Origin of the sequence: Pseudomonas putida, from assembly GCF_016406145.1 — a bacterium.
Taxonomy (GTDB): domain Bacteria; phylum Pseudomonadota; class Gammaproteobacteria; order Pseudomonadales; family Pseudomonadaceae; genus Aquipseudomonas; species Aquipseudomonas putida_E.
This window is the reverse complement of sequence record NZ_CP066306.1, coordinates 3,153,733-3,170,755: the sequence shown is the minus strand read 5'-3', so window position 1 is coordinate 3,170,755 and position 17,023 is coordinate 3,153,733. Positions and strand designations below refer to the sequence as shown.

19 protein-coding genes are annotated in these 17,023 nt (G+C 60.9%); 12 read left to right on the top strand and 7 right to left on the bottom strand.

The genetic code is table 11. The features are described from left to right. Positions 1 to 130 precede the first annotated feature (130 nt). On the bottom strand, positions 131 to 490 hold the full coding sequence (locus tag JET17_RS14550; protein WP_012314719.1) for a RidA family protein: 360 nt from the start codon (positions 488 to 490) through the stop codon (positions 131 to 133). A 151-nt stretch (positions 491 to 641) separates the two neighbouring features. On the opposite strand from JET17_RS14550, the gene JET17_RS14545 reads away from it, so the two are divergent. Next, positions 642 to 1,337, top strand: coding sequence for a tRNA (adenine(22)-N(1))-methyltransferase (locus JET17_RS14545; RefSeq protein WP_012314718.1), 696 nt, complete (start codon positions 642 to 644; stop codon positions 1,335 to 1,337). Between the two features lies 1 nt (position 1,338). Here the strand turns inward: JET17_RS14545 and JET17_RS14540 are convergent, their stop codons facing one another. Beyond that, positions 1,339 to 1,608: a DUF2790 domain-containing protein gene (locus tag JET17_RS14540; RefSeq protein WP_042112013.1), complete on the bottom strand. Its 270-nt coding sequence runs from the start codon at positions 1,606 to 1,608 to the stop codon at positions 1,339 to 1,341. Positions 1,609 to 1,739: 131 nt separating this feature from the next. On the opposite strand from JET17_RS14540, the gene JET17_RS14535 reads away from it, so the two are divergent. The 6 genes from JET17_RS14535 (at position 1,740) to JET17_RS14510 (ending at position 6,836) form a co-directional block, all read left to right on the top strand. Further along, positions 1,740 to 2,672 (top strand): LysR family transcriptional regulator, encoded by a 933-nt coding sequence (locus tag JET17_RS14535; RefSeq protein WP_012314716.1) that lies wholly within the window; start codon positions 1,740 to 1,742, stop codon positions 2,670 to 2,672. Positions 2,673 to 2,760: 88 nt separating this feature from the next. Continuing rightward, positions 2,761 to 5,019: a methyl-accepting chemotaxis protein gene (locus JET17_RS14530; RefSeq protein ID WP_420094502.1), complete on the top strand. Its 2,259-nt coding sequence runs from the start codon at positions 2,761 to 2,763 to the stop codon at positions 5,017 to 5,019. Positions 5,020 to 5,132: 113 nt separating this feature from the next. After that, positions 5,133 to 5,333 carry a DUF1289 domain-containing protein gene (locus tag JET17_RS14525; protein WP_012314714.1) on the top strand — a complete coding sequence of 67 codons (201 nt, stop codon included), beginning with the start codon at positions 5,133 to 5,135 and terminating at the stop codon, positions 5,331 to 5,333. A gap of 76 nt (positions 5,334 to 5,409) precedes the next feature. Continuing rightward, positions 5,410 to 5,589: a DUF2986 domain-containing protein gene (locus JET17_RS14520; RefSeq protein WP_012314713.1), complete on the top strand. Its 180-nt coding sequence runs from the start codon at positions 5,410 to 5,412 to the stop codon at positions 5,587 to 5,589. Beyond that, positions 5,583 to 5,966: a fluoride efflux transporter CrcB gene (gene crcB, locus JET17_RS14515; RefSeq protein WP_012314712.1), complete on the top strand. Its 384-nt coding sequence runs from the start codon at positions 5,583 to 5,585 to the stop codon at positions 5,964 to 5,966. The genes JET17_RS14520 and crcB overlap by 7 nt, the downstream gene beginning before the upstream one ends. Before the next feature lie 105 nt (positions 5,967 to 6,071). Next, positions 6,072 to 6,836, top strand: coding sequence for a membrane protein (locus JET17_RS14510; protein WP_042112011.1), 765 nt, complete (start codon positions 6,072 to 6,074; stop codon positions 6,834 to 6,836). Positions 6,837 to 6,930: 94 nt separating this feature from the next. On the opposite strand, the gene JET17_RS14505 is transcribed toward JET17_RS14510, so the two are convergent. Continuing rightward, positions 6,931 to 7,395, bottom strand: coding sequence for a hemerythrin domain-containing protein (locus tag JET17_RS14505; RefSeq protein ID WP_012314710.1), 465 nt, complete (start codon positions 7,393 to 7,395; stop codon positions 6,931 to 6,933). A 40-nt stretch (positions 7,396 to 7,435) separates the two neighbouring features. Then, positions 7,436 to 8,293 (bottom strand): SDR family oxidoreductase, encoded by an 858-nt coding sequence (locus JET17_RS14500; protein WP_012314709.1) that lies wholly within the window; start codon positions 8,291 to 8,293, stop codon positions 7,436 to 7,438. Between the two features lie 196 nt (positions 8,294 to 8,489). Here JET17_RS14500 and JET17_RS14495 point away from each other — a divergent pair, with 196 nt between their 5' ends. After that, a complete protein-coding gene (locus tag JET17_RS14495) occupies positions 8,490 to 9,014 on the top strand; it encodes a hypothetical protein (protein WP_012314708.1) in 525 nt (174 codons plus the stop codon). Between the two features lie 150 nt (positions 9,015 to 9,164). Further along, positions 9,165 to 10,712: a sensor histidine kinase gene (locus tag JET17_RS14490; RefSeq protein ID WP_012314707.1), complete on the top strand. Its 1,548-nt coding sequence runs from the start codon at positions 9,165 to 9,167 to the stop codon at positions 10,710 to 10,712. 95 nt (positions 10,713 to 10,807) lie between these two features. Here the strand turns inward: JET17_RS14490 and JET17_RS14485 are convergent, their stop codons facing one another. From JET17_RS14485 to JET17_RS14475, 3 genes are read right to left on the bottom strand one after another with little or no spacing between them, the layout of a single operon-like run. Then, complete coding sequence (locus JET17_RS14485) at positions 10,808 to 13,009, bottom strand: xanthine dehydrogenase family protein molybdopterin-binding subunit (RefSeq protein WP_012314706.1); 2,202 nt, start codon at positions 13,007 to 13,009, stop codon at positions 10,808 to 10,810. Further along, a complete protein-coding gene (locus JET17_RS14480; protein ID WP_012314705.1) occupies positions 13,006 to 14,007 on the bottom strand; it encodes an FAD binding domain-containing protein in 1,002 nt (333 codons plus the stop codon). Before JET17_RS14480 ends, JET17_RS14485 begins: the two co-directional genes overlap by 4 nt. Continuing rightward, on the bottom strand, positions 14,004 to 14,531 hold the full coding sequence (locus tag JET17_RS14475; RefSeq protein ID WP_012314704.1) for a (2Fe-2S)-binding protein: 528 nt from the start codon (positions 14,529 to 14,531) through the stop codon (positions 14,004 to 14,006). The genes JET17_RS14480 and JET17_RS14475 overlap by 4 nt, the downstream gene beginning before the upstream one ends. Before the next feature lie 318 nt (positions 14,532 to 14,849). Here JET17_RS14475 and JET17_RS14470 point away from each other — a divergent pair, with 318 nt between their 5' ends. From JET17_RS14470 to JET17_RS14460, 3 genes are all read left to right on the top strand, one after another. Continuing rightward, complete coding sequence (locus JET17_RS14470; RefSeq protein WP_012314703.1) at positions 14,850 to 15,371, top strand: hypothetical protein; 522 nt, start codon at positions 14,850 to 14,852, stop codon at positions 15,369 to 15,371. A 62-nt stretch (positions 15,372 to 15,433) separates the two neighbouring features. After that, positions 15,434 to 16,279 (top strand): DUF692 domain-containing protein, encoded by an 846-nt coding sequence (locus JET17_RS14465; protein ID WP_012314702.1) that lies wholly within the window; start codon positions 15,434 to 15,436, stop codon positions 16,277 to 16,279. Further along, positions 16,272 to 17,018 carry a DNA-binding domain-containing protein gene (locus tag JET17_RS14460; RefSeq protein WP_012314701.1) on the top strand — a complete coding sequence of 249 codons (747 nt, stop codon included), beginning with the start codon at positions 16,272 to 16,274 and terminating at the stop codon, positions 17,016 to 17,018. Before JET17_RS14465 ends, JET17_RS14460 begins: the two co-directional genes overlap by 8 nt. Positions 17,019 to 17,023: the final 5 nt, after the last annotated feature.

The window sequence follows — 17,023 nt, the reverse complement described above, 5'->3', positions numbered from 1 at the left end:
GGTAGGGCGGCATTGTAGCGGGGAAATGGGCGAGTGGCATGCTTTGGCTGCCCAGAGGTGTTTTGCCGGTGCGGCTTCCCGCTTGGGTTGGGGCCGCTTTGCAGCCCCTGGCAGTGAGGCAACCGCTATGTCAGCCCTTGGCCGCCATCGCGGTCACTTCGACACGCATTTGCGGGTACGCCAGCGCCGCCACGCCCACGGCAGCACGCACCGGCCACGGCTTGCTGAAGAAACGCTGGTACACCTCGTTGAAGGCGGCGCGGTCGGCCATGTCAGTGAGGTAGATGGTCAGGTGCATGACCCGGTCCATGCCGCTGCCGGCCTTTTCCAAGGCCTCTTTCAGTGCCTGCAGGGTGCTTTCGCTCTGCTGCACGATATCGCCGTCCAGATCGGCTGGAATCTGGGTGGTCACCAGCACGCCGTTGAACTCAGCGACGTCGGAAGAAATGGACTCGGCATCGGAATCCGGGGTGAAGATAATGTTGGCCATAAAGTGTTTTGCCTTGCGACGGAAGGAAAGCCGCAAGCCTACGCGAGCATGGCGCAGGGGTCGAGCCACCGGGCACCGCTTGGCCCGCACGCATTGTAATAGCGCGCCCCGGCGGTCAGAATCGCGCCGATTGTTGAGCAAGGGGCTTGAGTTGAACGAACAGACATTGTCGATGCGCCTGGAGCGTGTGGCGGCGCATGTACCGCAGGGCGCGCGCCTGGCCGATATCGGCTCGGACCACGGCTACCTGCCGGTGGCGCTGGCGCTGCGTGGCGCGATCGAAGCAGGTGTGGCCGGCGAAGTGGCGCAAACGCCGTATGCTTCGGCCCAGCGCAATGTGCGCCGCAACGGCCTGCAGGAACGCATCACCATCCGCCTGGCCGATGGCCTGGAGGCGATCCAGGCGCAAGACCGCATCTCGGCGGTGAGTATCTGCGGCATGGGCGGCGACACCATGTGCGAAATCCTGGAGCGGGGCAAGGCGCGCCTGAGCGGCAGCGAGCGCCTGATCCTGCAGCCCAATGGGGGGGAGGGTGAGCTACGGGCCTGGCTGATGGCCAACAGCTACCGGATTGTCTGCGAAGAGGTGTTGCGCGAGAACCGTTTCGACTACGAGATCATCGTTGCCGAGCCGGGCGAGGCGGTCGTCTATAGCGCCGAAGAGCTGTATTTTGGCCCGGTGCTGATGCGGGAGAAAAGCCCGGCGTTTGTCACCAAGTGGCAGCGCATGCTGCGTCAGAAGCAGCAGACCCTGGCCAACTTCGAACGTGCCCGGGATGCGATCGCGCCACACAAACTGCAGGACTTTGCCAGGCAGGTTGGCTGGATCACCCAGGTGCTGGCCTGAATCACTGCTGCGAGCAGTTACCCATTTCCCGGTAGTTGACCTCGTGGGTCTGGCCTTGGTGGTCGACGTAAACCATGTGCGCAGTGCCCACCTGGCAATCGGCAATGTTGCTTGCCGGAGAGATCGACACCACTTTTGCTACATCCAGCGGCATGCCGTATTCGTAGTTGGTGCTGTCGTTGGCGGCCGGCTGCGCGGCGCCTGGGGCGGCCACGGCGCCGAACGAGGCGAAGGTGGCAGAGAGCGCAAGCAGCGCGATCGAGCGTTTGATGTTCATGGCAGGCTCCTTTCTTCAATGTTTTACCAATGATGTATTGTTTGGCTGTGCACAATAAATGGGCTAAGTCGTGATAGATTCCTGCCTGGAACGTACGAATAAGAACGAACAAGGAGCTGAGCCCCGTGGACATGCTGCACGCCATGCGTACCTTCACCCGGGTAGTGGAGTGCGGCAGCTTCGCCGCGGCTGCCAATGCCCTGGACATTTCTGCCGCGCAGGTGTCGCGGATCGTCGCCGAGCTAGAGAACCAGCTGCAGACTCGCCTGCTGCACCGCACCACCCGGCGCTTGCGCATGAGCGAGGCCGGCGAGCGGTTTCTGGAGCGCTCGCGGCAGATCCTGCTGTTGACCGAAGAGGCGGTGGGCGAGGCGCGCGGCGCGCACTTGACCCCCCGCGGCCGGCTACGGCTGCATTGCCCGCACGGCCTTGGCCTGTTGCTGATGCCGCTGGTGGCCGGCTACAACGCACTATGCCCGGACGTGGTGGTGGAGCTGACACTGTCCCAGCGCAACCCCGACCCGCTGGCCGAAGGGCACGATGTGGTGATCACCGTGGACGAAGCCTTGCCCGACTCGCAGCTGATCGCTGTGCCGCTGGGCACCATCTTCAGCATCCCCTGCGCCGCGCCCAGTTACCTGGAGGTCCATGGCGTGCCCGAGCGGCCTGAAGACCTGCATGAGCATCGCTGCTTGCGCATGGCGTACCCGATGTATGAGGGCGACTGGGTGTTCCCGCAGGGGCTGGACCATTGCGTGATCGCGCCCCGCGACAGCTTCCTGACCAACGTCGCCGACGCGATGCTGGTGGCCAGTGAACTGGGCATGGGCATCGGGCTGTTGCCGTTCTATACGGCCAGCCAGGCGATCGAGCAGGGGCGCTTGCGGCGTTTGCTGGCGCCTTACCGTCTGCGTGAGTGTGCGCTGTATGCCATGTACCCGTCGCGGCACTATCTGGATGCCAAGGTGCGGACCTGGATCGACTACCTCAAGGAGCAGCTGCCGGCGCTATTTGCAGGGCATGAACAGATTGTCGATGACACGCAGTACTGGCGGTGAATGAGATCAGGTCCTGTGGCGGGCGACCCATATTGGCGCGGGTGGCAATTTCTGCCCGTCATTGGTGCGAAGATGGCGTACCGAGGGCATGGCTACCTGCCTAATCATTAGCTTGCATACGAGTTGGCGTATTATTTGCTATCACTTTGCCATTGTGATGTCGCTTATGGTGAAGATAATGTCGCTTTCAAGTGGTTCCATGCAGTTGTCATCGGGTGAGAAGCGTTGGCTGCCGTGGTTCGGAAAAACCAGCAAGCTCAGCATGCGCTGGTCCTGCGGGCTCAACCGATCGACTTATCCGGTCATCGAGCAGACTTTCGAAGCCATTGCCCAGACGCGCATGCAGTTGCTGCACAGCTGGGCGAGAGAACAGTGGGAACACCTGGCGGAACTTGCTGAAAACCTTGGCCCGGCTCTGGCTCACGTCGACCGCGCGCCATTGCTGGACAAGCTGGCCCAAGCGAACGACTTCTCGGAACTGTTCATCATCGACACCAGTGGCACGGTTGTGTTGTCGACTTGGGGCCAACGCAGTAACGGCCAACGCATCGAGCAACTGGGCGCCTTGGCCCAAGGGTTGAAGGCGCCGTTTTTGCACGGCCCCTACAGTGATCCGCTGACCTTGCAGATCGGCCCCTCGTCGTCGCGGTTTCACGACGAAGTGACACTGATGTTCTATCAGCCGCTCAAAGCGCAAGGGAAGGTCTACGGCTGCCTCTGCGGTCGGGTGCCCAATGACGTATTGGGCGACCTGATCCAGCGCGAGGCCGGGCATATCTATGCCGAGTCCGGTGACAATTACCTGTTCATGGCGCAATCGCATTTCGACCCTGCTATCAAACCGGGTACCGCCTTGTCGCGCTCGCGTTTCGAGGACGGCACTTTCACCCATGGGGAAAACCTCAAGAGCGGGGTGCATACGCCATGGAGCACCGTGCAGGTCCAGCGCCATACCGAGCTTGAGCTGCGCTTTACCGACCCTGCCACCCGTGAGCTTCATCCAGGCGTTCGGGAAACCATCCGCCAGGGCGCCAACCTGTTCGTGACTTACCCTGGCTACTCGGACTATCGCCATGTGCCAGTGGTGGGCAAAGGCGTCACATTCCAGTTGCCGGGCTCGCCAGACCGTTGGGGCATGATGTGCGAAGCCGATCTGGAGGAGGTCTACCGGCGACGCTCACTCAGCTACGGGTTGATGAAGCCGTACATCGCCATCATGGCCGGCCTCTTCGGTTGCAACTTCCTGGTGCAGCACTACGCGGGCTTGGCGCAAGGCATCAACGATGCGCTGCTGGCCGTGAGCATGCTGGCTGCCACACTGCTTTTCAGTGCGCTGGGGCCAAGGCGGCTCGCTGCCAGGCTCAATGGCATGACCGATGTACTGCGTACCATCGCCGAGGGCGAGGGCAACCTGCGCCAACGCCTGGACACCACGACCATGGCCAACGATGAAAGTGGCGACATGGCGCGCTGGATCAACAGCTTCATCGACCGCCTGGACTCGGTGGTGGGCCAAGTGGTCAAGGCCAGCCGCACGGTGGGCGCCACCAACCAGATGATGTTGGGCCGCAGCCACGAAGCGAGCGTCACCTCCACCGAAGTGGCCGAGGCGGTGCACCAGATGATGATCATCATGGAGGAGCAACTGGGCGAACTGCAGCAGGCTTCGGTCAGCGCAGAGCAGATGAAGCAGGCCATGGACGAGGTGGTCAGCCGTGCCCGCGAGCAGTACCTGGCAGTGCAGGCGGGCACCCAGTCGATTCGGGATGTGGTAGCGCGTTCTGCTTCCAGTGTGCAGTTGCTCGACAGCAGGATGGCGCAGATCGGCAACATCAGCGGGCTGATCAGTGACATCACCAACCAGACCAACCTGCTGGCTCTCAATGCCGCCATCGAGGCCGCCCGCGCGGGCGAGCATGGCCGAGGGTTTGCGGTGGTGGCCGACGAAGTGCGCAGCCTGGCTTCGCGCACGGCGCGCGCCGCCGACGACATCCGGCACATGGTCGAAGGCCTGCAGAATGAAACCCAGCAAGCCGTCAGCTTCATGGAGGAGGGGGTACATAATGTCGATGACAGTTTGCGCCTGGCCGAAGATGCCTCGTCGGAGAACGTACAGTTGCACCAGGCGGTAGAGAGCATGTTCCAGATCATTCAGCAGCTCAACCAGCGCAGCCTCGCCTACGGCAAGACTATTGAGCAGGTCAATCAGTCTTCCAGCGAAATGCGCCAGACAGCGGTAGTTCTGCAGAGCAGTGCCGAGACGGTGAAGGCCAATGCCAGCAAGCTGCAGAAACTGGTCGGGCAATTCGAGGTCAGCGGCGATGCCGAGCGGGTGGCGGCGGCTTGAGGTCCGGTTGTACGGCCCCGGTCGCAGGTGGGTGTGTACCGCCCTGCGGCTTTGTGCCTGCACCGGATCAGGCCGCCTTGCGCTATCATTCGCGGCCATGACCGGAGCAGCCCATGGCCAAAGACATCGAAAACCCCTGCGTCTCGCTTTGCCAGCTCAACAGCGAGCTGTGCGTGAGCTGCGGCCGGACCCGTGAGGAAATCCGCAAGTGGCGCGGCATGAAACGCCCGGAGAAGATGGCCACCGTGCAGCGTGCTGCGACGCGGATGAAGGCCATCGTCAAGAAAAACGCCAAGCGCCAGGGCAACGAGTGATTCATCCGCGCGCCCAGGGCCTGGATACATCACTTATGATGTGGCTTACCTGATCAACCCCGTACCGAGTTGCACCATGAACCGTCGCAAGAAAATCAAACAGTTGCTGCAAGCGCATCAGAAAAAGGCCGCCGCCAAACTGGCACCGCGAAACAAGCCCAAATACATCTGCAAGGCCGATCGGCTCAAGCTGGCGGCTGATGCCGATACCGAGAGCCTGCCAGCTCTTTGCCCGGAGCGCGATGCTGTATGTTGAAGTCACTATTGGCTATTGGGCTTGGTGCCATGGTCGGTGCCTGGCTCCGCTGGGGCCTGGGCATGAAGCTCAATGCACTGTTCCCCGCCGTGCCGCCAGGTACGCTGTTGGCTAACCTCATTGGTGGCTACATCATTGGTTTGGCCATCGCATTTTTCTCCGCATCGCCGTCGCTCAGCCCCGAATGGCGCCTGCTGCTGATCACCGGTTTTTGCGGCGGATTGACCACGTTCTCCACATTTTCCGCGGAGGTCGTGTCGCTTATTCAGGAGGGGCGTATTTTGTGGGCGCTGGGTTCCATCGCGCTGCATGTCTCGGGTTCGCTACTGATGACCGCTGCAGGGCTTGCGACGTTCTACTTTATCAGCGGGCGCTAATAATCTGAGTAAAGCCTCAGCGGTTCCATTAGCATTGGGCGCTTATCTGCCGCCTGTCAGGCACGATAAGCCCACTCCTGTCTTTTGAATCCGATGCTGCCCTCAATGACTGCCTTCTACCTCAAGTTCCTGATCACCCCGACCCTCATGCTGGCCATCTCGCTGGCAGCCAGGCGCTGGGGTACCCAGATCGGGGGGCTCCTCTCCGGGCTGCCGGTCACCTCGGCCCTGGTCATGTTGTTTCTCAGCCTCGAACAGGGGCCTGGTTTTGCGTTGCAGGCGGTGCCTGGCGCATTGGCGGGGTTGGCCGCGGTGCAGGCAACCTACCTGTTCTACTACCTGGTGACCCGGCGTGTGTCCGCTTTTATCGGCTGCATCACGGGCGTGGCGGTTTACGCGGCCACAGCCTTTGTGATGAGTCGCTTGGGCATGGTGGCGGTGTCAGTCTGCGTGACGTTGCTCCTGCTAACGCTGATCATCATCCTTACCTCGAACAATGCGCAGGCCGGTGCCGCGAAGGTTGTGCCGCTGCCTCGCTGGGTGATCCCCATGCGCATGCTCACGGCAACCCTGCTGTTGGTGGCGATCACTGCCAGTGCCCAATGGCTTGGGCCGGTTGCCAGCGGCCTGCTGGCACCCATCCCGGTGATTGCCTGGCCGCTGGCGGTGTTCGCCCATGTTCAGGGCGGTCACCAGGAGCTGGGTGCGATCGTGCGTGGCAATGCCATTGGCGCTGTGGGGGTGTTGGGCTTCTACCTGGCCGTGAAAATCTCGATCGAGCCGCTGGGTACGGTACCGTCCATTACTGGCGCAGTCGTACTGGCCGTGGTGGCAACGTTCGTGTTGGCAAGAATGCTAGGCAACCGTTGAGGCTAGGGCAGGCGTATGGGGTCATAATCCTGCCCGCGGCTCCTTGCAGCATCTGCCAGTGGCATTTCATGCCTTCTGCTTTGCTGCTTTGAATTCAAGCGGCACGCTGCTCACCCTTGAGCATCTTTTTATGCGCTTCCATGGCTTGGCCCATTTCTTCCAGCAGATCTTTGCTCAGCAGCTTTTTCGCCGTGGGAAACAACTCGTCTTCCTCCTCTTCGATATGGTGTTCAAGCAACTCTTTCATCACTTTGACGCGGCCTGCGAATTCGAGCGTGCCGGTTTCGGTGTGCAGCAGGTCCGGCAACACCAGCGCATCGACCGTGCGGTGTTCCTCTTTTGCCTCGTAGTACATCTTCGCTTCTTCCTTACCCCCGGCTTGTTTGATGGCCGGGTACAGGATCTCTTCTTCAAGCGCGGTGTGGATCTGCAACTCCTGCTCGATCCGATGCAGGAGTTCGGCACGCTTCTTGACGGCGCGCTCGGTGGTTGAGGACAGTTCGTCCAGCAGCTTTTTAACCAGTTTGTGGTCTTGAATCAGCAGATCGATAGCGTTCATGGTGCACCTCATCGCGGTTGTGGAATCACGGCCTTGCGGGTCAAAGAATGGGTTTGCCGCCCGTAACGGCATAGCGCGAGCCAGAGATGTAGCTGGCCTCATCGGAGCCGAGCAAGACGTAGATCGGAGCTACCTCAACCGGTTGGCCCGGCCGGCCCATCGGATAGCTCGACCCGAAGTTCTTTACTGCCTCATCGGGCATGGTGGCAGGGATCAGTGGAGTCCAGATCGGGCCTGGTGCCACACTGTTGACCCGAATCCCTTTGTCTCCCAGCAATTGGGCCAGCCCGGCGGTGAAGTTGGCGATGGCACCCTTGGTAGTGGCATAGGCCAGCAGTTTGGGCGATGGGTCATCAGAATTGACCGAGCTGGTGTTGATGATCGAACTGCCTTTGGGCATCAATGGCAGCGCCCGCTGGCAAATGCGGAATATGGCCGTGATGTTGACGTCGAATGTCATTACCCATTCGTCATCGTCGATATCATCGAGGCTGTCGTGCGCCATTTGAAAGGCCGCGTTATTGATCAGAATGTCGATACGACCAAACTGCTCCACGGTCTTGTCAACGATGTCGTAGCAGTGCTGTTTCCGGGCCAGATCCCCAGGCAGCAGCAGGCATTGCCGGCCAGCAGCGTGGACCCAACCGGCGGTTTCCTGCGCATCTTCGTGTTCATCAAGATAGGCAAGGGCAATGTCTGCGCCTTCGCGGGCGTATGCGATGGCGACTGCACGCCCGATCCCGCTGTCGGCGCCGGTGATCAGCGCTACTTTTCCGTTGAGTCGACCGTTGCCGGTGTAGGTGTGCTCGCCACAGTCAGGGGTGGGCTCCATCTTGCGCTGTGAACCCGGGACGCTTTGCGGCTGGGAGGGAAACGGAGGGGTAGGGTAGTCACGCATGGTGCAAGCTCCTGCAGTTGGAAGGCTCATACCTGTTCGAATGATGTGACAAGGGTTTGTTGGGCTGGATCCCGTGTTCGAACGACGGACGGTTGGCCTGGTGATGGTGACTGAATTTTCGTTGCCCGCACTGCTCTACCTCTGACGCGCCTACCGCCATCCGGGGTATGGCTCAGTGAATGCCAGGAGTTGCCACGTGCCTCGAATCATCACCCCTACCACCCCTGAACACGAGATCGATGAACACAATGCGAGGATGTTCGGTTCGCCGAAGGAGCGGCTAGACTTTTACCGCAGGGAAATTCAGTACGAAACCACCATCTTGGCCAACCGCACCGATGCCTATCTGGCCGCCCAGTCTTTTCTGGTCATCGCTTTCGTGTCGTCCATGGGCAACTTGAACCAGAGCTGGGGTGAGATGTTCACCCTCCTGGTGCCTGCCTTTCTCGCCTTGCTGGGCGTGATGAGTACGCTCAATGCCTGGCCTGGCATTCGCGCGGCCTATCGGATCATTGATCACTGGCAGCTCAAACAAAGCCATCTACTGCTAAGTGAGCCCATGATGGGGCTGGCCTATGACGAATCTCCGCTTTTTTGCGAGGCGGAAACCTCTCGTGCAGGGCATCGCAAGTCCTTGCTTTTTTCGCTGCGTACGCCTTGGATCTTCCTTGCGTTCTGGGTATTGCTGGGCAGTTATTCGGTTTATATCCAGCTTGCATGATCAAAGCGCAGGCAAGGGGCATGTATACATAAACGTTGGTAGTTGCATCGAAGCGATCAGCGGTGTTACACCAGATCTGATGTAGCCTACGGCCGTTTCTGCAAAGGCTAACCTTAGAACGGCATTTCTCAGCGCCCTGGAATATTATTGATGCAGCAACTGCCCCCTGATGAGACCATTCGTGCCGCACTCAGGAAATCCCAAGCCCGGCTGCACAGGCAGCACGAGCTGGTGGTCGAGTACGCGGTCATGTCGCTTAAATCCACCAACCTGGATGACGTCCTCGATCAGGCTTGCGCGCTGGTGGCCCAAGGCATGCGCACCCGATTCGCCAAGGTCCTCATGCCGATTCCCGATAGCGACAGGTTTCTGCTGTCGCATGGCGTGGGGTGGGACGAGTCCGATATCGGCCATGCGACAGTGGGGGCCGATGAGGCCAGCCCTGCCGGGTTTGCCATTCAAACCTATCGGCCTGTGATTTCGAATCACCTGGGCCAGGAACAGCGCTTCAGAACACCAGAGTTACTGAAAAAGTATGGTATTGAGCGTGCCATCAACGTACCTATCAGGGGCGCATTGGTGCCGTTTGGGGTACTTGAGGCAGACAGTAGCGATGGTGAGGACTTCATCGAAAGTGATCTGGTGTTCCTGGAAGGGATATCCAACGTTATCTCCATGGCGGTTGAGCGGTTGGCCGCTGGTGATGATGCTCAGCTGGCCGACCCCTATTCGGAAAGCATGCTCAACGCCAGCCCGGATTGTGTGTACGTGTTGTCCCGCAGCGGTCACATCGAGTTCATGAACGAGGCCGGGCTGGCGTTGATGCACATCGCCGACTTGGCCGAGGTCAAAGGGCTGCCATGGTTGCAGTTTTGGCCTGCCGAGTCGGGCCCGGTCGCCCGGGAGGCTCTGGAAAAAGTCGCCAGAGGCGAGTCGACCCGCTTTGAGGGGTTCTGCCCTACCGGTCAGCAGGCGCCTAAATGGTGGGATGTCTCCGTTGCCCCCGTGTTGAGCGCCGATGGGCAGGTCGAAAAACTCATTGCAGTATCCAGAGACATCACCGAACGGCACCATTACGAGGCTCAGTTGCTGTCGCTGATCGATGCACAGAACTCCAGGCTCAACAAGAACGACCTGCATCTCGAAGAGATTCATCACCGCGTCAAGAACAGCTTGCATCTGGTGAACACCCTGTTGCTCTTGCAGGCGAACCTGACGCCGGATGCCGGAGTCAAGCTGCAACTGGAAACGGCAGCGGGTCGGGTTGTGACCATTGCCAGCGTGCATGAACGGCTCTATCAGACGGCCGATCAAGAGGTGCTTGCCTGCGACTACCTCGGTGCCTTGCTCGGTGACCTGGGTAGGGCACTGGCCGACCGGAAGATCGTCCTGGACGCTGACGCGTTCACCCTGCTGCCAGCAAGAATGGCGCCGTTGGGCCTGGTCATTTCTGAGCTGATCACCAATGCCTTGAAATACGGCAAAGGCACCATCGAGGTCAGCGTGCGGGATGCAGGTGACCACGCGTTGATCACCGTCACCGACGAGGGTGACGGTTTTCCCGCGAACTATCCCAAACCCAGCGGAACTGGCCTTGGCATGCGGCTTGTCAGAAGTTATTCAGGCTATGGAAGCTCAGCGATCTCGATTGATGGGGGCACAGATAAAAGCACCATTCACGTTCGCTTTAAACTCTGATGTTCAGGCGGGGTGGAGGTATACCTGGAATTCTTCGCTACCCTTGACTTGAGCGCCGCCTGTGCGGCGCCCGATCCCGAGAACCTCGCCCGCTGCTACAGCACTTTGTCCAGCGTTATCGGAAACGCTCTAACGCGTTTGCCAGTAGCATGGTAAACGGCATTGGCAACCGCCGCCGCGACCCCTACGACGCCGATCTCGCCTACACCCTTGGAGCCCAGGTCATTGACGATGTCGTCGTGCTCTTCCACGAACATCACCTCGATGTCAGTGATATCGGCATGCACCGGGATGTGGTACTCGGCCAGGTTGTGGTTGAGAATGCGACCGAGTTCATGATCGGTTTGCGTCTCTTCCTGCAACGCCATGCCCACCCCCCAGACCACGCCCCCGAGGATCTGGCTACGGGCGGTTTTCGGGTTGACCACACGGCCGGCGGCTACTGCGCTGACCACGCGCATGACCTTGATCGTACCCAGGTCTTCGTCAACGTGTACCTCTACGAAGACGGCCGAATGGGTAGCGGTGGCGAATGGCGTGCGTCCGGCACCGGGCTCGGCGTCGATCTGTACCTGCAGCTCGCCGTTCTTGGCTCCTGCGACGATGCTGGCGATAGCAATACGGTGTTTCCCCGCTTGCAGGTAGCCTTGCGCGAACGTCACATTCTCCACCGGTATCGCAGCTATGTCGGGGAAATTCTGGCGCGCCAGTTCCAGCACCTTGGTGCGCAGGAGCTGGCAGGCCTGCTGCACTGCAGAACCCACTGAAGACACCGTGAAAGAGCCGCCCTGCAACGGCGCTGTCGGCAGTGAGGAGTCGCCCAGCAGGAAGGTCACCTCCTCGGGCAAGACCCCCGCAGCATCCGCAGCAATCTGGGTCATCACCGTATAGGTACCGGTACCTATGTCGGTGGTGGCGCTACTGACGGTCAAGTGCCCGCGGTTGTCGAAGCAGGCCTTGGCGCTGGCGTTCATCTGCAGCGCTTCCCAGACCCCGCCGGCCACGCCCCAGCCGATCAATTGGTTACCGTCACGCATGCTGCGCGGTTGTGGGGTGCGTTTACCCCAGCCAAAGCGTGCGGCGCCCTGGTCATAACAGGCCAACAGCTCTTTGCTGGAATAGGGTTTGCCGTCGTTGCCATTGTGGCTGGCAAAATTGCGTCGACGCAATTGGAGGGGGTCGAGGTTTGCTGCGCATGCCAATTCATCCATCGCGCACTCCAGGGCGAGCACGCCGGACGCGGCACCCGGCGCACGCATGTCCAGCGGGGTATAGACGTCGAGCGGCGCAAGGCGATAATTGAGCGCAACGTTGTCGCAGTGGTAGAGCATGCCGCTCCACTCCACCACGTGTTCGGTGAAGTCTTCGAAGCGCGATGTCTGGCCGAGCGCGTCGTGGGCAATCGCCTGCAGCTTGCCATCCGCCGCCGCACCCAGGCGCAGCCGCTGCTGCGTACGGGGGCGGTAGCCGAAGGTGAACATCTGCTGGCGTGTAAGGGTAAGGCGCACCGAACGTTTCAGGTGCAGGGCTGCCATGACTGCCAATGGCAACTGGTATTGCGGCCGCAGCCCGGAGCCAAAGGCACCGCCGACAAAAGCGGCGAGCACCCTGATGTTCTGTTTGGGCAGGCCGAACACCTTGTGCAGGTAGTCCTGACAGTTCTGGGTACCCTGGGTCTTGTCATGAATTTCCAGTGAGTCCCCAGCTTTGTAGAAAACGGTCGACGCGTGGGGCTCCATCGGGTTGTGATGCTCGATGGGCGTGTCGTAGGTGGCATCTACACGTACTGCGGCTTGTGCGTAGTGCCCTGGGAAATCACCGCGAGGCTCTGGCGTTTCAGCGGGTGCCGGGTGCGTCTGGTCGAGCACCGCGTACAGGTCGGTCTGGTGCGGCTCTTCGCTGTAGTCGATGCGCACCAGGGCGCCGGCATGGCGTGCCAACTCAAGGCTCTCGGCGACCACCAGTGCCAACGGTTGCCCGCTATACAGTACACGGTCGTTGAATAGCGGCCGGAACGGGGAGCCTTCGGCTGAGTCGGCATCACTGTAGTCGTCGTCATAGCTGGAAATGCGTGGGCGATTGGCGTGGTGCAGCACCGAGACCACGCCGGGTAACTGCAGTGCCTCGCTAGCGTCGATGGAGCGCACCCGACCGCGGGCGATGGTGCTCGATACCACACTGGCGTGAAGCAGCCCTGCTTCGGGGTACTCACCGGCGTACCGCGCCTTGCCAGTCACCTTGGCAATGCCATCCACGCGGTCCAGGGGTTTGCCCACCACATTGGTCGTCTGGGTCATGGCGTCGTCCTCTGAATGCTGGCGTCGCCTGCGGCTTCACTGAGCGCACGGACGATCGCACGTTTGGCGAGTTCCACTTTGAAAGCGTTGTGGCTCAGCGGTTTTGCCGCCTGCAGCCATGCCTGGGCAGCGCGCTCGAAGAGCGCGTGGGAAACCCTTTGACCTTGCAAGGTCTTCTCCACAGCCTTGTCTCGCCAAGGCTTGTGCGCTACGCCTCCCAGAGCCACCCGGGCTTCCTGGATGACATCGCCATCGAGCTTCAGCGCGGCAGCGACCGACACCAGTGCAAACGCGTACGAGGCACGGTCGCGAATCTTCAGGTAGTGGGCGTGCTGCGCAAACTCAGCAGGTGGCAGTTCTATCGCGGTAATCAGCTCATCGGCTGACAGCTGGTTGTCACGCTCCGGCGTGTTGCCTGGCAGGCGATGGAAGTCGGCAAAGGGGATCAGCCGTGAGCCGGCGCGGCCTTGCACGTGCACAACGGCATCGAGTGCGGCCAGTGCCACACACATGTCCGAGGGGTGGGTGGCGACACAGGCATCGCTGGCGCCCAGGATGGCGTGGCTGCGATTGAGGCCCGAGCGGGCAGGGCATCCGCTGCCCGGCTCACGTTTGTTACAGGGGGTGCCGGTGTCATAGAAGTAATAGCAGCGGGTACGCTGCAGCAAGTTGCCGCCGGTGGTTGCCATGTTGCGCAACTGCGGTGATGCGCCCGCAAGGATGGCTTGAGACAGCAACGGGTAGTGCTGTTCGATCACAGCATTCCAGGCAAGGTCGGCGTTGCTGACCAATGCGCCAATCAAAACGCCGCCGTTGGCGGTGGGCTCGATGCCGTGCAGGTCCAGGGCGGTTATGTCGATCAAGCGCTGTGGGCGAACCACGTTCTCCTTCATCAGATCGACCAGATTGGTGCCGCCGGCAATAAACCGGGCGGATTCGTCCGCCATGGTTACCGCTTCACTGACCGATGCAGGCCTGTAGTAGCTGAAAGGGGTCATGGATTCGGCCCTCCCTGCGGCTCGGCAGCAGCCTGCATCAGCGGCAATGCCTCTTCGACCGCAGCAATGATGTTGCTGTAGGCGCCGCAGCGGCACAGATTGCCGCTCATATGTTCGCGAATGGCTTCACGGGTAACGGCGCGACCTTCATGGGCCAGCCCGACTGCAGAACAGATCTGACCCGGTGTGCAATAGCCGCACTGGAAAGCATCATGGGTGATAAAGGCACGCTGCATGGGGTGCAGTTGCTCGCCTTGGGCCAGCCCCTCGACCGTGACCAGGTCGGCGCCGTCGCACATCACGGCAAGGGTAAGGCAGGCATTGATCCGCTTGCCATCGCGCAGCACCGTGCAGGCGCCGCACTGGCCATGGTCACAACCTTTTTTGCTGCCGATCAGATCGAGTTGCTCACGCAGCAGATCGAGCAGGGTCGTCCATGGCTGGACGTGTAAAGACGTGCGTTCGCCGTTGAGTGTCAGGCTGATGGGATGCCCATCGACACCCTGTTGGGAGTTGGTGCTCATGGGAAAACCTCACGGTCAGGAATGCATTCGCGCAATCAAGTGCGTCTAATTCCTGCGACTGGAGGTTTTCGGCAAACGTTCAGGTTTTATTCCCGTCTGCCCGCGCAGCAGCAGGTGTTGCCTGTGTATCACTCTGTATCAAGGCGCGTTGCCAAGCCACTGGCTTACAAATGCCTCGTTCTGCCGATACGTCACGGATACATGCCTCAGGCCAAATGAGCCAACCCGAATGAACAGCCCGACGGCCTGTAGTTCTGGCGCAATCGCCCTTGAGGCATGACCATGCGGCCTGGCCGCGCACCTATCCGGAGAAGCACCATGTCCCGTATCCAGTTCCCCAACAAGACCCGCCTTGGCCTGCTCAGCATCGCACTGGTAGGCGGCATCAACCTGGCCGCATCGGCCTTTGCTGTCGAAGCACTGCCGCAGGGCTACCAGCTCGCTGCTGCCGAAAAGACCGGCGAGGGCAAATGCGGCGAGGGCAAGTGCGGTGCCAGCGGTGCCAAGGCCAAAGCCACCCAGGCCGAAGGCAAATGTGGTGAGGGCAAGTGTGGTGGCAGCGCTGCCAAGGCCACCCAGGCCGAAGGCAAATGCGGTGAAGGCAAGTGCGGCGATGCCTCGTTCGCCCGCACCGATACCGACCACGATGGCCGCGTATCGCGCGCCGAACTGCTGGCCGTGGCGCCGGATGCCAAGGCTGAATTCGCGACCATCGATGCCAACCAGGATGGCTACCTGTCCGAAGGTGAGGTGTACCAGTTCCGCAAGCATCAGTTCGACGCCAACGGCAACCCGTTCCCGTCCGACCTGTACAGCAAACTGAGCCAGGCAAAGAACTGACCACCCGCGGCATGCTCCCTGCGCCAACTGGCCGGGGAGGGTGCCTGCTTCAAGGAGACGCCATGAGCACTTCCCTTTCCCTTCAAGGCGCGGGCCTTGGTCTGCGGCGTGCGCTACTGCCTGAGTTGCTGGCCATGGCCCCGGGCGCCGTGGACTTTCTAGAATGTGCCCCTGACAACTGGATTGGTGTAGGTGGTAGCTTTGGCAATGGCCTGGAGCGCCTGGCCGAACGCTTCCCACTGGCCTGCCACGGCCTATCGCTGTCGTTGGGTGGCCCTGAGCCTCTGGATCGCGCTTTTCTACGGCAGATCCGCGATTTTCTCGACCGTTATCGCGTGCCCCTGTTCAGCGAGCACCTGAGCTACTGCACTGATGACGGTCATCTCTACGACCTGATTCCTATGCCTTTCACCGACGAAGCCGTGCGCCATACCGCTGAGCGCATCCAACAGGTGCAAGATGCGCTCGGCCGGCGCATCGCGGTGGAAAACATTTCCTACTATGCCGCCCCCTACCAGGCCATGAGTGAAATCGAGTTCCTCTGCGCGGTGCTCGAAGAAGCCGGCTGCGACCTGTTGCTGGACATCAACAACGTGATCGTCAATGCCTGCAACCACCGCTATGAGGCTGCCGATTTCCTGGCCCGCGTGCCGGCCGAGCGGGTGGTATGCCTGCACGTGGCCGGGCATTACGATGAAGCACCGGACCTGAAAATCGACACACACGGTGCGAGTGTGAAGGAGGATGTGTGGTGCCTGCTGGCACGCGCCTATCAGCACCTGGGGGCGGTACCGACCCTGCTGGAGCGCGATTTCAACCTCCCGCCACTGGCGGAGTTGCTGGTTGAGGTGGAGTACATTCGCGATCTGCAAACTACTGCGCGCGCGCCGCAGGTGCGCCATGGCTGAAACCTTGCGCGAGCAGCAGATGCGGATGGCCAGCTTCATCCGCGACCCGCAGGCCAGCCCACCGCTGCCGGGCATCGAGGCGCGGCGCCTGGCGGTGTATCGGCAGCTGTTCTTCGGCAATATGCAGTCGTTGCTGGCCGGCAGCTTTCCGGTGCTACATGCCAGCCTGGGGCCTGAGCGGTGGCTGGCGCTGATTGAAAGCTTCTACGCCAACCATCGCTGCCAGACGCCGCTGTTCACCGAAGTGGCTGGTGAACTGGTCGAGTACTTGCACAAGCGTACCGACCAGCCGGGATGGGTGGCCGAACTGGCCCATTACGAATGGATCGAGACGTTGCTGATGCTCAGTGACGGCACAGAGCTGGTGCATGACCCTGACGGTGACCTGCTTCAAGGCGTGCCGCTATTGTCGTGCCTTGCTGTACCACTGGCCTATGCGTGGCCGGTCAGCCATATCGGCCCTGGGCGTATTCCACCGCAGGTGCCGACAACGCCGACCCTTCTGTTGGCCTGCCGCGGCGCAGACCACCAGGTGCGTTTCTCGCGCCTTGCGCCGCTGGCCCATGCGCTGCTGGTGTCATTGCAGGATCGGCAATTGAGCGGGCGTGAACACCTGGCAGGGTTGGCAGCGTGTGCCGGCATCGAACCCGGCGCCATTGAAGCCTTGGGGCATGAACTGTTGAGAAACCTCAAATCTCAAGGCGTAGTACTGGGGACCACGCGGTGCGAAAGGCCCTGAGGCTT

Bases quoted from the DNA above. Each gene is read 5' to 3' on its own strand.
- JET17_RS14460 (WP_012314701.1), top strand. From the start codon at position 16,272: ATGGCTGAAACCTTGCGCGAGCAGCAGATGCGGATGGCCAGCTTCATC.
- JET17_RS14475 (WP_012314704.1), bottom strand. From the start codon at position 14,531: ATGAGCACCAACTCCCAACAGGGTGTCGATGGGCATCCCATCAGCCTG.
- JET17_RS14550 (WP_012314719.1), bottom strand. From the start codon at position 490: ATGGCCAACATTATCTTCACCCCGGATTCCGATGCCGAGTCCATTTCT.
- JET17_RS14465 (WP_012314702.1), top strand. From the start codon at position 15,434: ATGAGCACTTCCCTTTCCCTTCAAGGCGCGGGCCTTGGTCTGCGGCGT.
- JET17_RS14505 (WP_012314710.1), bottom strand. From the start codon at position 7,395: ATGAACGCTATCGATCTGCTGATTCAAGACCACAAACTGGTTAAAAAG.
- JET17_RS14500 (WP_012314709.1), bottom strand. From the start codon at position 8,293: ATGCGTGACTACCCTACCCCTCCGTTTCCCTCCCAGCCGCAAAGCGTC.
- JET17_RS14530 (WP_420094502.1), top strand. From the start codon at position 2,761: ATGGCTACCTGCCTAATCATTAGCTTGCATACGAGTTGGCGTATTATT.
- crcB (WP_012314712.1), top strand. From the start codon at position 5,583: ATGTTGAAGTCACTATTGGCTATTGGGCTTGGTGCCATGGTCGGTGCC.
- JET17_RS14470 (WP_012314703.1), top strand. From the start codon at position 14,850: ATGTCCCGTATCCAGTTCCCCAACAAGACCCGCCTTGGCCTGCTCAGC.
- JET17_RS14520 (WP_012314713.1), top strand. From the start codon at position 5,410: ATGAACCGTCGCAAGAAAATCAAACAGTTGCTGCAAGCGCATCAGAAA.
- JET17_RS14485 (WP_012314706.1), bottom strand. From the start codon at position 13,009: ATGACCCAGACGACCAATGTGGTGGGCAAACCCCTGGACCGCGTGGAT.
- JET17_RS14490 (WP_012314707.1), top strand. From the start codon at position 9,165: ATGCAGCAACTGCCCCCTGATGAGACCATTCGTGCCGCACTCAGGAAA.
- JET17_RS14525 (WP_012314714.1), top strand. From the start codon at position 5,133: ATGGCCAAAGACATCGAAAACCCCTGCGTCTCGCTTTGCCAGCTCAAC.
- JET17_RS14510 (WP_042112011.1), top strand. From the start codon at position 6,072: ATGACTGCCTTCTACCTCAAGTTCCTGATCACCCCGACCCTCATGCTG.
- JET17_RS14480 (WP_012314705.1), bottom strand. From the start codon at position 14,007: ATGACCCCTTTCAGCTACTACAGGCCTGCATCGGTCAGTGAAGCGGTA.